General features: G+C 68.1%; 12 protein-coding genes. 8 read left to right on the forward strand and 4 right to left on the reverse strand.

Going from position 1 to position 16135, the window contains the following annotated elements; all coding sequences use genetic code 11:
• The first annotated feature begins 66 nt into the window (after nucleotides 1–66).
• Genes AC1DEM_RS11840 through AC1DEM_RS11850 form a run of 3 tightly spaced genes read left to right on the forward strand, consistent with a single transcriptional unit; the run spans nucleotide 67 to nucleotide 3379 of the window.
• Complete coding sequence (locus AC1DEM_RS11840; RefSeq protein WP_476884548.1) at nucleotides 67–1353, forward strand: MinD/ParA family ATP-binding protein; 1287 nt, start codon at nucleotides 67–69, stop codon at nucleotides 1351–1353.
• A 35-nt stretch (nucleotides 1354–1388) separates the two neighbouring features.
• Nucleotides 1389–2126, forward strand: coding sequence for a GAF and ANTAR domain-containing protein (locus AC1DEM_RS11845; RefSeq protein WP_476884549.1), 738 nt, complete (start codon nucleotides 1389–1391; stop codon nucleotides 2124–2126).
• A 38-nt stretch (nucleotides 2127–2164) separates the two neighbouring features.
• The gene (locus AC1DEM_RS11850; protein WP_476884550.1) at nucleotides 2165–3379 is read left to right on the forward strand and encodes an MFS transporter; all 1215 of its coding nucleotides are present in this window, start codon (nucleotides 2165–2167) and stop codon (nucleotides 3377–3379) included.
• On the opposite strand, the gene AC1DEM_RS11855 is transcribed toward AC1DEM_RS11850, so the two are convergent.
• Complete coding sequence (locus AC1DEM_RS11855; protein ID WP_476884551.1) at nucleotides 3373–4416, reverse strand: phosphatase PAP2 family protein; 1044 nt, start codon at nucleotides 4414–4416, stop codon at nucleotides 3373–3375. The two genes, AC1DEM_RS11850 and AC1DEM_RS11855, sit on opposite strands and share 7 nt — an antisense overlap.
• Nucleotides 4417–4758: 342 nt before the next feature.
• Between AC1DEM_RS11855 and AC1DEM_RS11860 the strand changes: the two genes are divergently transcribed.
• From AC1DEM_RS11860 to AC1DEM_RS11880, 5 genes are all read left to right on the forward strand, one after another.
• On the forward strand, nucleotides 4759–5796 hold the full coding sequence (locus AC1DEM_RS11860) for an o-succinylbenzoate synthase (protein WP_476884552.1): 1038 nt from the start codon (nucleotides 4759–4761) through the stop codon (nucleotides 5794–5796).
• Between the two features lie 146 nt (nucleotides 5797–5942).
• On the forward strand, nucleotides 5943–8039 hold the full coding sequence (locus tag AC1DEM_RS11865; protein WP_476884553.1) for a PhoX family protein: 2097 nt from the start codon (nucleotides 5943–5945) through the stop codon (nucleotides 8037–8039).
• Between the two features lie 135 nt (nucleotides 8040–8174).
• On the forward strand, nucleotides 8175–9998 hold the full coding sequence (gene argS / locus AC1DEM_RS11870; protein WP_476884554.1) for an arginine--tRNA ligase: 1824 nt from the start codon (nucleotides 8175–8177) through the stop codon (nucleotides 9996–9998).
• The gene (menD, locus tag AC1DEM_RS11875; RefSeq protein WP_476884555.1) at nucleotides 9995–11725 is read left to right on the forward strand and encodes a 2-succinyl-5-enolpyruvyl-6-hydroxy-3-cyclohexene-1-carboxylic-acid synthase; all 1731 of its coding nucleotides are present in this window, start codon (nucleotides 9995–9997) and stop codon (nucleotides 11723–11725) included. The genes argS and menD overlap by 4 nt, the downstream gene beginning before the upstream one ends.
• 797 nt (nucleotides 11726–12522) lie before the next feature.
• A complete protein-coding gene (locus AC1DEM_RS11880; protein WP_476884556.1) occupies nucleotides 12523–12912 on the forward strand; it encodes a hypothetical protein in 390 nt (129 codons plus the stop codon).
• A gap of 97 nt (nucleotides 12913–13009) precedes the next feature.
• Here AC1DEM_RS11880 and AC1DEM_RS11885 read toward each other — a convergent pair whose 3' ends face one another.
• From AC1DEM_RS11885 to AC1DEM_RS11895, 3 genes are read right to left on the reverse strand one after another with little or no spacing between them, the layout of a single operon-like run.
• Nucleotides 13010–13786 (reverse strand): amino acid ABC transporter ATP-binding protein, encoded by a 777-nt coding sequence (locus AC1DEM_RS11885; RefSeq protein ID WP_476884557.1) that lies wholly within the window; start codon nucleotides 13784–13786, stop codon nucleotides 13010–13012.
• Nucleotides 13783–14754 (reverse strand): amino acid ABC transporter permease, encoded by a 972-nt coding sequence (locus AC1DEM_RS11890; protein ID WP_476884558.1) that lies wholly within the window; start codon nucleotides 14752–14754, stop codon nucleotides 13783–13785. Before AC1DEM_RS11890 ends, AC1DEM_RS11885 begins: the two co-directional genes overlap by 4 nt.
• 35 nt (nucleotides 14755–14789) lie before the next feature.
• On the reverse strand, nucleotides 14790–15743 hold the full coding sequence (locus AC1DEM_RS11895; protein ID WP_377987400.1) for an ABC transporter substrate-binding protein: 954 nt from the start codon (nucleotides 15741–15743) through the stop codon (nucleotides 14790–14792).
• Nucleotides 15744–16135: the final 392 nt, after the last annotated feature.

Consider the following 16135-nt stretch of genomic DNA (forward strand, 5'->3'; position numbering starts at 1 on the left):
TGTTCCTGGAACGATGTCAATCGAGCACTGCAGCGGTCTGCGCTGTGATCCCTGGGGGGAACGAACATGCCAGAACAGGTCGAAAACAAGACCGCCAACGCCCTCGCTGAAGCTGAAGCAGCTGCAGAGGAGGCCCAACTCCCGCGTCGGAGGGACCGCCGCCGCGGCGACGACTCCGACGCCTGGACAGGAACCATGCCTATCATTTCCAGCAACCAGGCTGACCAGCGCCCGACGGCCCCCAGCAGTTCCTGGGCGCAGGCTGCTGCTGCAGCCGACGCACCCGCGCGCCCGCAGCCCGCAAAACCGTCCAAGGATCCTGCTCTGAAGCCGCCTGCCCCCGAGGCTGCTCCTGCCGTGCCCGCCCAGCCCACCCGTTCCACGCGTTCGGCCAGCAGGGCGGCGGCACTGGCCGACGCCCCGGTGCCCGACTTCATCAGTTCCCCGGGTCTCTTTGTCCGCGAGCAGAAGCCCCGGCCCGTCGGCGGTTTCCGCGGGGCGCTCTACAACCTGACCGGCGGCGGGCTGAACCTGGGCCCGAGCGCCAGGCAGCGTGAGGAAGACGAACTGGCCCGGCGCATCTCCCGCCAGCTCCAGGGCAGCTACAACACCGCCGTCCTGAGCCTGAAGGGCGGCATCGGCAAGACCTCCACCACGGTTGGCGTCGGACTGACCCTGGCGGAGTTCCGGGGCGATCCCCCGTGCGCGATCGACGCCAACCCTGATTCCGGCGACCTCGTCGAACGCGCCCTCGGCGAGGGCATTTACCAGCAGCAGAGCCCGCGGACCATCACGGACCTGCTCGGGAACATCGAGTCAGTCGATTCCCTCACGGCCCTGGCCCGCTACATGCACCATGCCGGCAGGCTGCACCTCATTGCCGGTGAACAGGATCCCGAGGTATCGGATTCGCTGACGGCCGAGGAATACCTGCGGATCCGCAAGCTCATCTCCGCCTACTATTCCGTGGCGCTGATCGACTGCGGCACGGGCGTGACGCACAATGCCATGAGCGGCATCCTGCAGTCGGCGGACAACCTGATCATCGCTGCCGGCTATGCCGTCAGCGGCGCCAAACGGGCCCGAAGCACCCTTCACTGGCTGGCGAGCCACGGCTACGAAGACCTGGCGCGCAACGCCGTCGTGGTCATCACCGACAAGGACGAGGTGTCCACCCGGGTGGACAAGGACGCAATCGAGGAACACCTGTCCGGCATCTGCCGCCAGCTGATCGCGGTTCCGCACGACCGCGGAGTGGCCGACGGCGACCTCGTCACCCTCGACGTACTTCGCCCTGAAACGCGGCGCGCCTACCGTGAGATCGCCGCGGCAATCGTGGACGGCTACGTCTAAACGCGCCCACGCAGGACTCCGCGGTACATTTGAGCATGGCCAACAACTACGTCGGGGACGACGCCGCCCGGCACCTGCAGGACTTACTCCTGGGGACCGAAAACGTCGACGACTTCCTGAATCGTCTCGCGGAGTTTTCGGCCGCCTCGCTGAGCCACATGACCGGCGCCGAGATTGAGTGCGGTGTCACGCTCCAGCGCCGTAAACGGACCATGACGGTCGCGGGCAGCAGCCCTCACGCCGTGGTCCTGGACCGCATTGAGCAAAGTCTCCGTTCCGGCCCCTGTGTCGAGGCCCTCCGCACCAAGGCCGTGGTCCTGCTGGCGGACGTGGACACGGACCCCCGCTGGCCCGACTACCAGCTCCAGCTTGCCGCTAACGGGTGCCGCAGCACCCTGGGCGTTCCCCTGGAGATCGGTGAGGACGCCGCCGCGGCACTGAACTTCTTCGCGGCGGACACTGGACTCTTCACGGAGGCGACCATCGCTGAAGCGGCCGGGTTCGCGGACTTGGCAGGGCGTGCCCTGCGCCTGGCCGTGCGCATCGGAACCGCCCAGTCCCGGGCCGAGGACCTGCAGGCCGCCATGGAGAACCGCACCTCCATAGATCTCGCCTGTGGTGTGATCATGGCGCAGAACCGCTGCTCCCAGGACGAGGCCATGGCCATCCTGACCCGAGTATCCAGCAACCGGAACCAGAAGCTCCGTGACGTCGCCGCGGACGTCCTCCGGCACGTCACCAGCGTCGGGGTCCGCACCCACTTCGACGCCTAAGTCAGGGAGGGCCCCGGCGGATGCCTAGGATGAAGGGGATGACCACCACACGCCTCGCACCCTTCAGCCTCCGAAGCATCGCCGTTCCCGCGTTCGGGCCGGCCCTCATGTTCAGCCTGGGTGAGGGCGCGATCCTTCCCGTGGTGGCCCTGTCCGCCCGCGATCTTGGCGCCTCGGTTCCAGGGGCCGCGCTGATTGTTACGCTGATTGGCCTCGGGTCCTGGTTCTTCAACCTGCCGGCGTCACTGATCACGCTGAAATTCGGGGAACGCTGGGCGATCGTGGGGGCCGCGGCCGCCAGCGCTGTCGCCCTCGCCGCGGCGGCGGTTGCACCGCTGTTTCCCGGCGGCCTCTGGGTGCTGGCGGCGGCGATGGTGGTGGTGGGCATGGCCGCCAGCGTCTTCAGCCTGGCGCGGCAGAAATACCTGACGGAGGCCGTGCCGGTCATGGTCCGGGCACGGGCCCTGTCCACACTGGGAGGCGTCAACAGGATTGGCATCTTCATCGGCCCTTTCATCGGGGCCGCCGTGATGCAGTTTGCCGGGATCAGCGGGGCTTATTGGGCTGGCGTCGTGGCCATGGCCGCGGCGGCGGCGGTGTCCGTCACCATCCCCGACCTCGAGGCGAAGCCGCTTCCGGCCGACGGCGTTCCGGTGCAACAGCCCACCATGCGCAGCATCGCTGTGTCGCACGCCGGCGTTTTCCTCAGCGTCGGGGCCGGCGTTCTGCTGCTGAGCGCGTTGCGCGCCTCGCGCCAGGTGGTCATCCCGCTGTGGGCCGATCACCTGGGCCTTGACCCCACCCAGGCCTCCCTGATCTACGGGATCTCCGGGGCGATCGACATGCTGGTGTTCTATCCGGCCGGAAAGCTGATGGACCGCAAGGGCCGGCAATGGGTGGCCGTACCGTCCACGCTCATCATGGGCACGGCCATGCTGCTGATCCCGCTCAGCACGGGATTCGTCTCGCTCATGCTGGCTGCGCTCCTGATCGGCTTCGGCAACGGCATCAGCTCCGGCCTGAACATGACGCTCGGGGCCGATTTCTCGCCGGACAACGGCCGCGGCCAGTTCCTGGGGATCTGGCGCTTCATGGCCGACGCCGGCGCCACCGGCGGTCCCGTGCTGCTCTCAGCCGTCACCGCGGTCGCTGCCCTGGGGGCCGGCGTGGCTGCGACCGGTGTGATCGGCTTCGCCGCCGCGGCGGTGTTCGCCGTGACCATTCCGCGCCTTAAACACCGCCGGAACTACTGACCGCCTGAACTACTGACCTGCCGGGCGGCCAGGCCGAACAACCACACGCCGGCCACGGTGCCGAGGTAGCCGGCAATGATGATCAGCGACGTTCCGGCCCAGAAGTAACTGATGGTGCTGATCTGCCCGCCCGGGCCGATGCTCAGCAAGGCATACGCCGCCACCCCTGCCGCGGCAAGGCCGGTGAGGACCGGAAGCAGCAGCCACACCCTGGCCGAGGCCCAGTGGCCTCCGTAACCGTCCCAGACGTTCCAGCGCGGGCCCCGGCGGATGATCAGCCAGCCGGCCGGGATCATGAACGTGCCCACCAGCAGGAAGGCTGCCACGACGTCGGCGGGCCTGTGCCACTGGTTGATCAGGGTGGACACGCCCGTGGCGACCGCGAAGCTGCCGCCCAGATAGCCGGCCAGCGGCCGCCAGCGCGGCGAGACCAGCAGGAACACGGCTGCTGCGGCCGAGGCCGCCAGGGTGGTGTGGCCCGAGGGCAGCGAATTCAGCTCCAGTGTCTCGACGCCGCGGTATGGCCGCACCGGGAGCAGGTCCTTCAGGATTTGCGTTGCCACATTGGCGCCCACGCAGGCAGCAATCGCGATCCCGGCCGCAGACCAGCGGCGCCTCAGGATGGTGACGAAAACCACCACGATTGACGCGATCACCACAGAGAGCGCCGGCAGCCAGTCCAGGAGTTTCGTGGCGGCCTTGCCCACGGTACCGCTGATCTCAACGGCTTCGACGAGGGCCGATTCGTCAATGAACTGTCCCGTGGTGGTGCGGACAAAGAAGAAGTAGGTGGCGGCCAGCCCGGCGACGCAGGCCACCGTGGCCAGCACGAACAAGGCGGCCGTGGCCTTGCCGGGAGGCGGCGCTGCCTGCGCATCCCGTGTTCGGTGGGCTCGAGGCCGGCGTTCCGGAGGTTCGGGCGGCAGGGCGGTGAGAAGCTGCGTTTCCGGGAGCTGTGTTATCTGGACTCCGGCAGACGGGGTTTTCTGGACTCGGGCAGACGGGTCCCCAGGGGTGTGCTTCCGCCAAAAAGTCATGCCATCAAGGGTCCCACAGAACCCTGCGCGCCAGCTGAAGGTCCGGCGCGCGCCGGGTGTAGCGCCTGCCAATAATCGAGTACTCGCTACTCGTGTCGCGCCGGACCGGGCCTCGTAGAGTCGTTTGTGCCGGCGCGGATGATCCCCCGGCACTACGCTCCTTGAGCGGGGCCGGCGAAGACGAGTTTCCTGGACCAGGGACTCACCCCCAGTCATCGCCGGCCCATCAAGGACCTCATCAGCCTCCCTGCACCGCGTCCCGGCGCTTCCGAGCGCCTCGCGTCCCCAGACGTTCGCGTCCCGGTGCGGCATCGCAGGAGGGCATGCCAGTACAGTGGCACCATGCCCGCCCTCCCCATGGACACCCCGGCACGTCCCGCCGCGCCCCTGCCCGGCCTCGACGAACTCCTGGCCGGCGCCCATGTTGTGAGCCTGCCGATGCGCGTGAAGTTCCGGGGCATCCTGCAGCGCGAGGCCCTGCTGCTCCGCGGGCCGCTGGGCTGGGGCGAATTCTCTCCCTTCCCCGAGTACGACGACGCCGAGGCCTCCCGCTGGCTTGCGGCCGCGATCGAGGCCGGCTGGGCCGGGTTTCCGGCCCCGTTGCGGGACAGCGTCCCGGTCAACGCCACTGTCCCTGCCGTGCCGGCGCGCCAGGTGCCCGAGATCCTGGCCCGCTTTGGCCGGGTGGACGCGGTCAAAGTCAAGGTCGCGGAACGCGGCCAGAGCCTCGACGACGACGCCGCCCGGGTGGCGGCCGTCCGGGAGGCCCTGCCGGACGCCGCGATCCGGGTGGACGCGAACGGCGGCTGGGACGTGCCGGAGGCCGTCACGGCACTCAGGCGGCTCGCCGCCGTCGGGCTCGAATATGCAGAACAGCCCGTGCCGGAGATCGCGGGCCTCGCCGAGGTTCGGCGGCAGCTGCGGGCCGCCGGCGTCCCCGTGCTGATTGCCGCGGATGAGAGCGTGCGCAAGGAAGAGGACCCGCTCAAAGTGGCCCGTGCCGGCGCCGCGGACCTGGTCGTGGTCAAGGTCGCCCCGCTCGGGGGAGTGCGCCGCGCCCTGCAGATCGTGGCGCAGGCTGGGCTGCCCGCCGTCGTGAGTTCGGCGTTGGACACCTCTGTGGGCATCCGGGCCGGCCTGGCCCTCGCCGCCGCCCTGCCCGAACTGCCGTACGCCTGCGGCCTGGGGACAGTGTCCCTGCTCGCCGCTGATGTCACGCAGGATTCACTGGTTCCCGACGACGGCGCGATCACCCTCCGCGACGTCCGCCCGGCGCCGGAATTGCTGGACGCACACGCCGCCGCACCGGAACGCCGGGACTGGTGGCTGGACCGGCTGCGGCGCGTGCACGCGGTGCTGGCCGCATCGACTGCTCCGTAGTGCCTTGGTCCGTAGTGCGAGGTCGGTAGGGCGGGTTCCGTAGGGAGGTGCGCCGTTCACCGAGCCTTCATCTGGGAGACGCCTCTCGGCAGCCAGCGGCTGGAAGGGTGGGCCCGACCGCAACTCACCCCATGGAAGGTCTCTCCATGTCTGTCTCCTCCGGACGCACGTTCTCCCTGCTCCCCATGCTTGGCCACACCAAAGGCAAACGAAGCCCCGTTACCTGCGCGCTGAAGTGCGACAACGCCTGCTCCGGCGAGGTCTGCAACACCAGCACCAACAGCTACTTCCGCGATATCGCCTCCGCCACGATGTCCCGCCGCGCCGCCCTGGGCTTCGGCGCCGCCGGAGCCCTCGCCGTCGCTTTCGGCAACGCTGTCACGTCCGCCGGGCCCGCCGCGGCCGACGGCGGCCCGGGCCTCGCCGCCGCCGCCAAGGAGGGGTTTGGAAAATCGAAGCTGCAGTTCACCGCCATCGCTCCGGTGGACGCCGCCGTGGACCAGCTCACCGTCCCGGCCGGGTTCACCTGGCAACCGGTCATCCGCTGGGGCGACCCGCTCTTCAAGGACTCGCCGGCCTTCGACCTCGATCGCCAGAGCGCGGCGGCGCAGGCCCGCCAGTTCGGCTATAACAACGACTACACGGACATCCTGCCGATCGACGGCTCCAAGGACCGCCGGGCCGTGCTCTTCACCAACCACGAATACACCAACGAGTCCATCATGCTGCCAGCTGGATTCGACGCCGCCGAGGCCCGCGCGATCGGCCGCGCAGCCCACGGCCTCACGGTGGTCGAGTTGGAGCGCAAGAACAAGAACAAGCCCTGGAACTACGTCCGGGGCGCGGGCCTGAACCGCCGCTTCCTGACCGACACCACCTACCAGCTCGACGGCCCGGCCGCCGGATCCGCGCTTCTGAAGACCGCAGCCGATCCCTCCGGCCGTTCCATCAAGGGCACGCTGGGCAACTGCTCCGGCGGCACCACGCCGTGGGGCACCATCCTGTCCGGCGAGGAAAATTTCAACGGCTATTTCGCCACGCCTGGAACCTCTGACGCCGACAAGCGCTACGGCCTGACCAGCAAGCCCACTGCCCGCCAGTGGGAACTGGATGACCCGCGCTTCGACACCCGCAACCCCGGCTACCAGAACGAGGCCAACCGCTTCGGCTGGATCGTGGAAGTGGACCCGTTCGATCCCTCCTCCACGCCCCGCAAGCATTCCGCGATGGGCCGCTTCAAGCATGAAGGCGCCAACGTGATCGTCGCCAAGTCCGGCCACGTGGTGGCTTACATGGGCGACGACGAGCGCTTCGACTACCTGTACAAGTTCGTCTCCGCCGGCACATACCGGCCCGGGAAAACGGCGGAGGACCGCAGGAACAACCTCATGCTGCTCTCCGAGGGCGACCTGTACGTCGCCAAGTTCACCGGAAATTCCCCGGCCTCGGGGTTCGACGGCGCGGGCAAGCTTCCGGCCGACGGAGCCTTCGACGGCTCCGGGGAGTGGCTGCCCCTGGTGGTGGGCGGACAGTCCAAGGTGGCCGGGATGTCCGTGGAAGAGGTGCTCGTCTACACCCGCCTCGCCGCCGACAAGGTGGGCCCCACCAAGATGGACCGCTGCGAAGACGTCCAGCCCAGCCTGCACACCGGCAAGGTCTATGTGGTCTGCACGAACAACGCGGACCGCGGCAAGCCCGGCAAGGAAGGGGCCACCGAGGTCAACCCCCGCACCCTCAACCGCGATGGCCACATCGTCGAAATCACCGAGACCGGGGACCAGACGTCAACCACCTTTGGCTGGAACCTGCTAATGGTCTGCGGCGATCCGGCCAAGAACTCCGCCGCTTACTTCGCCGGGTTCCCCGCCAGCCAGGTCTCACCCATCTCCTGCCCGGACAACGTGGCCTTCGATTCCGTAGGCAACCTGTGGATCTCCACCGACGGCGCGCCCTCCAGCATCGGCTACGCCGACGGGCTCTTCAAGGTGACCCTGGCCGGTGCCGAGCGTGGCAAGGTGGAGCAGTTCCTGGCCGTCCCGCGCGACGCCGAGACCTGCGGCCCGGTCATCCACGACGACGAACGCACAGTGTTCGTTGCCGTTCAGCACCCGGGCGAGGAAGGGACTTTCGCCGAGCAGCACTCCTACTTCCCGGACTACGTCGCCGAAGGCGCGACGCCGAAGCCCGGCCAGGTGCGTGCCCCGCGTCCGTCCGTGGTCCAGGTGTTCCGCACCGGCGCCTAGCCACCTCCCGCAACTGCAACGCGGGGTCACTTCGCGCCCATGCTGAGGCGCTACATGGGCGCGATCTGACCCCGCGTTGCTTTGGGCTGAGGGAGGGGAGAAGCCCGGGCAAGCCCGAACTGATAATTTGGGACTGTGAATAATCCGGCCGAATTGGTTGTCCCCAGAGTCCAGGCTGCAATTGCCGCCGCGTTCGGCGAAGAGTTCCGGCACACGGACCCGGTGGTCAGGCCCTCCCAGTTCGCCGACATCCAGATCAACGCCGCCATGGCCCTGGCCAAGAAGGCCGGCCTGCCGCCGCGGGACGCCGCCGCCAAGATCGTGGAAGCGCTGAACCTGGACGGCATCTGCACCAGCGTGGAAATCTCCGGGCCCGGCTTCATCAACCTGAGCTTTGACGGCACCTGGATCGAGGAACTGCTCAATGCAGAGTCGGTCCAGGCCGCGTCCAAGGCCACCGCGGTGACGCCGGCCGCGACGCCGCAGCGCGTCGTCGTCGACTATTCCTCCCCCAACGTGGCCAAGGAAATGCACGTCGGCCACCTGCGCACCACCGTGGTGGGGGACAGCCTCGTGAAGGTGCTGGAAGCCCTCGGCGACACCGTGATCCGGCAGAACCACATCGGTGACTGGGGAACCCCGTTCGGCATGCTGATCGAACACTGGCTGGAGGTCGGTGAGGACTCGCCGGAAGCGGCGCTGCTGGTGGAGGACCCCAGCGCGTTCTACCAGGCCGCCAGGGCCAAGTTCGACGCCTCCGCCACCGACGAGGACGGCTTCGCCACCCGTGCCCGGCTCCGCGTCGTGGCCCTTCAAAGCGGCGACGCCGAGACTTTCGCCGTCTGGCAGCGGCTCGTCGCACAGTCCAAGCGCTACTTCAACGCCATCTACTCCACGCTGGGCATCAGCCTCACCGATGACCACATCGCCGGCGAAAGCTCCTACGACGCGCATCTGGCACAGCTGTGCCAGGAACTGGAGGAACGCGGCCTCGCCCGGATCAGCGACGGCGCCCTGTGCACCTTCCCCGCAGGCTTTACCGGGCGCGACGGGCAGCCGCTGCCGCTGATCATCCGCAAGTCCGACGGCGGCTACGGCTACGGCACCACCGACCTCGCCACCATCCGCTACCGGGTCCGGGACCTGGCGGCCGACAGGGTTCTCTATGTTGTGGGTGCCCCGCAGAACGTCCACCTGCGCATGGTCATGGCCACCGCCCGCGACGCCGGCTGGCTGCCGGACACGGTGCAGGCAGTGCACGTGCAGATCGGCAACGTGCTCGGGGAGGACGGGAAGATCCTCAAGTCCCGCTCCGGTGCCCCGGTGAAACTCATGGCCTTGCTCGAGGAGGCCGTGGACCGCGCCCGTGCCGTCATTGACGCGAGCCGGCCCGAGCTGAGCGAGGACGAACGCGCCGTGACCGCCCGCCAGGTGGGCATCGGCGCCGTCAAGTACGCCGACCTCTCCACCGGCCACGACACCGAGTACGTCTTCGACTTCGACCGCATGCTCGCCCTCAGCGGCAACACCGGACCCTACGTGCAGTACGCTGCCGCACGGATCCGCTCCATCCTGCGCAAAGCCGGGGTACTGGAGCAGGTCACCGGCGGTGACGGCGGCACGCCGGCCGGCACCCAGGCAACCGGCATCGCGGCAGCCGGGGCGGGCGGGCCGGCCACGGCGATCGCCGTCGTCGAACCCGCAGAACGCGCGCTGGCCCTGCACCTGCTGGAGTTCGACGCGACGCTGAACAAGGTCCGGGACGCGCTGGAGCCGCACCGGCTCTGCGGTTATCTCTTTGAGCTTGCGCAGCTGTTCACCACCTTCTACGACCAGTGCCCGGTGCTCAAGGCCGAGGAATCGGTCCGGGACTCGCGGCTGGCCCTGTGCGCGCTGGCGCTGCGCCGCCTCTCCGGCGGCCTGGAACTGCTGGGCATCGAAACGCCGGAGAACATGTGAGTCCGGATTCCGCTGCCGCGTCGGCGACTCCCGGCGGCCTAACCGCGGTGGAGACCGCGCGCATCGCCGTCGACAGTTTGCTCGCCGCCGGTGTGCGCCAGGTGGTGGTGTCCCCGGGTTCGCGCTCGGCGCCCATGGCCTACGCCCTGGCCGAGGCCGAAGCCGCCGGACGCGTGGAACTGCTGGTCCGGATCGACGAGCGTTCGGCCGGCTTCACGGCCTTGGGCCTCGCCTTGTCCGCCGGTGCCCCCGCCGCCGTCCTCACCACGTCCGGGACCGCCGTCGGCAACGTCCTGCCGGCCGTCATGGAGGCCAACCACGCCGCGGTGCCGCTCGTGGTGATCTCCGCCGACCGGCCCGAGGAACTGCGGGGGACCGGTGCCAACCAGACCACCGTGCAGCTGGACCTCTTTGGCGAGCACGTCCGCTTCGCCGTAGACGTGCCCGCGGGCAGCGATCCCCGGCGCGCCGTGGACACCGCCCTCAGCGCCGCCACCGGAGCCTTCGAGGACGCCCCTCCCGGGCCGGTGCAGCTGAACCTTGCCTTCCGCGACCCGCTGGTCCCCGCCGTGGGCGACGGGCTGCCCGCTGCGGGCGGACGCGGGCTGTACCGGGCCGCCCGGAGCCCCCTGGCGCTGGACTTCCCGGCTGCGCCGACGGCACTGCCGGAGCGGCGCACCGTGGTGCTGGCCGGGCACGACGCCGGTCCGGTCGCCGAGGCCTTCGCCCGCGCGCACGGCTTGCCGCTGCTGGCCGAGCCGTCCTCCAACGCCCGCTTCGGCCCCAACGCCGTGGGGCCCTACCGGCTGCTGCTCGACCACTTCGGCGCGGACTCGGCCCACCCGATCGAACGGGTGGTCCTCTTCGGCCGGCCGACGCTCTCCCGGCCGGTGAGCGCTCTGCTGGAGCGGGCCGATGTCCCCTCCGCCCTGTACCAGCCCGTGCCGGTGGCCTGGTACGAACCCGGACGCCGCACCGAACTGCCGCTTGAATCCCTGGCGGACCTGGCGGAATTCGCCGGGCGCGGAGCCGCCGCGTGGCTCGATGCCTGGCTGCTGGCAGGAGCCGCCGCACAGCACGCCGTGGACCTGGTCCTGGCCGCGTCCCCTGCCGCGACCGGCCCGTCGGTCGGCGCCGAGGTCTGGAAACACGCCCGCGGACAGCTCGTCCTGGGCTCCTCGAACGGGATCCGCGACGTCGACCTCGCCGGCGCGCCGCCAGCCGAGCCGCAGGCCACCGTGTTCGCCAACCGGGGGCTGGCCGGGATCGACGGCACCACGTCCACCGCCACGGGGATCGCGCTGGGCGGGGGACAGGAAACCACCGTGCTCATGGGGGACGTGACGTTCCTGCACGACGCCGGGGGACTCCTGCTCGGCGCCGGGGAGGCCGAACCGCAGCTGCGCATCGTGGTGCTCAACGACGCCGGCGGTGCCATATTCGGGCTCCTGGAGCACGGCGCAGTCGCCGCGGCGGGACGCTACGGCAACGCCGTCGAACGCCTCTTCGCCACCCCGCAGCAGGTGGACCTCGCCGCGCTGGCCGCGGCTTACGGCGTCGCGCACCGCCGGGTCGGCACGACGGCGGAACTTGCCGAAGCGCTGGCCGGCCCGCTGGAGGGCCGCAGCATCATCGAAGTGCGCACGGACCGGCACCGCCTGGGGGAGCTGCACCGCGCCATCCGGGCCGCGGTGGCCACCGCCGTGGAAGGCCTCCCGCAGACGTAGCCGCTGGCTGCGGGGCGCTCCTGGCCCGGCGCTGCGCTCGGCGCCCTGCGCTGCGCAGAATACCAGTCGACACCCGAATACCCGCCACGTCAGGTAACTTGCGTATCGCAGGCCGGAATGAGCGTCGCAGGCCGGAATCTGTGTCTGCGGAGGGGAAGGGCGTCGGGTTGTCCACATCCGGGCGGCCGGTCATGGCGCCGATCCTCCCTTGCTGCGATGTTCGTTCCATGAACGAACTACCGAGATTGATCTTGGCCCGCGAGCACATCCAACATGGGCTCACGCCGAAAGATCTCGCCCAACGCTGCCGGTCAGGCGCGCTGGTTCGCGTGCGCCATGGCGTCTACGTCGACGGGGAGGCGTGGAGGTCGCTGCAGCCTTGGGAACAGTACCGGATCCGGGTTAGTGCCGCGGCGGAGACATTCACGGCCCGGACAGTTTTTGCCAGGCACTCAGCCGCGTCCGTGTGGGGAGTTCCAACTATTGGCCAGCGTCATCCGGTCCATGCGCTGACGCTTCAGAGCGGCGGCGGACGCTCGCGCGCCGGAGTGCGGCGGCACTACGCAGACCCGGACGGTCTCAAGGTGTTCCGGCGCGAGGGCCTTCTGGTCACGGGGAGGGTCCGTACGGTGCTGGATCTGGCTGCTTTCACGCCGTTTGCTCAAGCCATTGTTCCCTTGGACCATGTGCTTAGGCCTGACCCCGCGCATGGGTTGCCCGCGCTCTCTAAGGAAATACTGCTGGCGGGTGTCGACGGCAATTACACCGCTGCGGCTGCGCGGAGGATCAGGGCTGCCGTGGAATTCGCGGATCCGCGGTCCCGGTCTCCGGGGGAGTCCTACAGCCGCGGGCTCATGTGCGTAGCCGGTTTCCAGCCGGCGGAACTTCAGCACGAAGTCCGGGACGGCTCCGGTCTGGTGGGCTATGGGGATTACTACTGGCAGAAAGCACGGTTGGTGGGCGAGTTCGACGGCGTCGAGAAATATTTGAAACCCGAATACCTTCGGGGCAGGACCGCATCGCAGGCCGTCGTGGACGAGAAAGAGCGCGAAAACCGGATCCGGGCCACGGGGCTCCGGGTGGTGCGGTGGGCCTGGGCGGACCTCATGGAACCGGGCCGGCTGGAACAGAAGCTGGACGCGTTCGGTGCACCCCGCCGTCGAGCCCGTTCCGCACCGTGGCCATGACACACAACCCTTCCCGCGACGCGCAAATGCCCTGTCGCCACCCGAATAACGGTAGCGACAGGGMATTTGCGCATCGACGGGAACCTTCCGCGTCGGGCTACAGCACCCGGCTCAGGAACTCCTTGGTGCGGGGGTGCTGCGGGTTGGCCAGGACCTCCCGCGGGTCGCCGGACTCCACCACGATGCCGCCGTCCATGAACGTCAGGCGGTCACCGACCTCCCGGGCGAAGCCGATCTCGTGGGTCACCACGATCATGGTCATGCCGGACTTGGCGAGGTCCTTCATCACGTTCAGGACATCGCCCACGAGCTCCGGGTCGAGCGCGGACGTGGGCTCATCGAACAGCATGAGCTCGGGATCCATGGCCAGGGCCCGGGCAATCGCAACGCGCTGCTGCTGGCCGCCGGAGAGCTGGGACGGGTAGTGGCCGGCACGGTCGCCAAGGCCCACGCGGTCCAGCAGCTCCAGGGCCCGCTTCCGGGCCACTGACTTCGACTGGCCCTTGACCTGGACCGGAGCTTCCATGATGTTCTGCAGCGCCGTCTTGTGCGGGAACAGGTTGAAACGCTGGAACACCATGCCGATCTCGCGCCGCTGGGCCGCGATTTCCTTGGTCTTCAGGTCATGGAGCCGGCCCTTGACCTCGCGGTAGCCGATCAGCTCGCCGCCCACGGAAATGCGACCTGCGCTGATGGTCTCGAGCAGATTCACGCAGCGGAGCATGGTGGATTTGCCCGAACCGGAAGGGCCGATCACCACCGACACCTCGCCCTGGTTGACGGTCAGGTCGATTCCGCGCAGCACGTGGTGGTGGCCGTAGTACTTGTGAAGGCCCTCGATCTGTACCAGCGGTTTCTCAGTGGTGATCGTCATTTCGCCTCCTCCTCGGGGAAGTCCATCTTCAGGTCCGGCTCGGCCTCGGCGCTGGGGGCCACTGCCGCGGAAGCCTTGGCTGCCGCGGGGTTGACTGCGGCCGGAACCCGGTTGTCCACGCCCTTGCCGTAGTGCGCCTCAATGAAGTGCTGGCCCACCATCAGCAGGCTGGTGACTAGCAGGTACCAGAAAGCGGCGACAATCAGGAGCGGAATCGGAAGGTAAATTCGGTTGGCCAAGGCATTGGTCGCGAAGGTCAGGTCCAGCGTGAACGGCACGGCCAGGACCAGGGACGTGGTCTTCAGCATGCCGATCGTCTCGTTGCCGGTAGGCGGAACGATGACGCGCATGGCCTGCGGCAGGATGATCCGCCGCATGATCTTGCCCTTCGTCATGCCAAGTGCCTCGGCAGCCTCACTCTGGCCCTGGTCCACCGACTTCAGGCCGGCACGGAAGATCTCGGCGAGATACGCGGACTCGTTCAAACCCAGGCCAAGGATGGCCGGAATCAGGCCGTGGGTGGGATCCGAGGTCACCCAGGTGATGGCTGCAGGACCAAACGGGATTCCGAGGACGATGGTCGGATAGAGAACAGTGGCCAGTCCCCAGAAGAGCAGCTGGGTGTACACCGGGGTGCCGCGGAAGAACCAGACCCACGTCCAGCTGGACCAGCGGAACACAGGGTTGTCGGACTGCCGCATGAAGGCCAGGAGGATGGCCAGGACGATTGCCAGGACCATGGAGGCAAACGTCAGGAACAGGGTCCACATCACGCCCTGGACCACCTTGGTGTCCAGGATGTAGGTGCCCACGACATCCCAGCGGAAGTTAGGGTTCGTGAACAGGCTCTGGAGGAAGGCGGCAAGGACGCCGACGATGATGACGGCGCTGATCCAGCGGCCGGGGTGCCGCACCGGTACTGCGTTGTTCAGTACCGGCGCTGCGTGAGCGTCCTGATGGCTGTCCATCGCTGTCCCTGCCGTTGGTGGGGTTGTGGGAAGGCTCAAGACGAGACCGCCGGGTTGACCTCGGACGTGGTGATGGCGCCGTCAGCGGCGCCCCAGCCTTCCAGGATCTTCTTGTAGGAGCCGTCTTCCATCAATTTGGTGACGGTCTTCTGGATGACGTCTGCCAGGGCCTTGTCCGACTTGGCGACGGCGATACCCTGCGGTGCGGCGTCGTAGACCTCGCCGAGCTTTTCAAGCTGACCGCCGGTCTGGGTCAGCGCGTAGCCGATGATGGGGGAGTCGGCTGCCATCGCATCGATGCTGCCGTTGACCAGGCGGGTGGTGATATCCGTCTGGGTCTTGAGCGTCACGATGTTGATGGGCTGCTTGCCCTCGGCCAGGCATTTCTTGTTGCGGCCGGAGAGATCCGGATCCTCCTGGATGGTGCCGGTCTGCACACCGACGGACTTGCCGCACAGGTCATCCAGGGACACCTTCTTCGGGTTGCCCTTCTGGACTGCCCAGCCGGTGCCGGCCTTGTAGTAGCTGACCATGTTCACGGCGGCAAGCCGCTCCGGGTTGATGGTGAAGGAGGAGATCCCGAGGTCGTACTTCGGGCCCAGGGCCGGGAGGATGCCGGTGAATTCGGCCGTCTGGACCTGGACCTTCAGGCCCAGCGCGGCGCCAATCGCCTTGGCGATGTCGACGTCGTAGCCCACGGCGGTCTGGCCGTCGGTACCGAGGAATTCTGCGGGTGCATAGGACGTATCCGAGCCCACGGTCAGAGTGCCTTTGGTCTTGATCGCCTCAGGCAACATGGCCGCCAGGGCATCGTCCTTCTGGACCGTGCTGGGGTCAAAGCTTGCCGCCGCGCTGCCGGAAGGGGTGGCCGCGCCGCCGGTCCCGGTCTCGGAGGCGTTCGTGCAGGCTGTGAGGGCCAATGCGCTCACGGCGAGCACCGTGGCGGCCTTGAGTGCGGGGTTGCTCAGGAGCGAACGGGAGATCTGCATTTTCTTACCTTTTTGTTGCAGGAGGGATGCGTATTCAAGTCGATTTAAAAAGTGTATCGCCGACAAAGAGATGTACGTCACAGAAAACTAAGTTTCACTATTGGATAACTAAACCAGACCCAAACGCAATATCTCCAATGCCCGATCTGTCTGTAATCCCGGATTTCTGCCCATTCGACGTTTCCGCGGGCTTCGCCGCGGCACGCGCTGGCTTCCCCTTTTCACCAACCCGGCAACCCCGCAGGCTAGACGATATGAAGTGTGGTGATCGCCTGACGTAGGACTGGAACCCCGGGTTCAAAGAGGTTCGTGGGTTGCCGGTCCACGGTCTGTTCCGCAATCTGGTGCGGGGTGTGGACTGGTAGAGCCACATTTGAACGTCTGGAGGTTCC

Source organism: Arthrobacter sp. 05T420 (genome assembly GCF_056396305.1).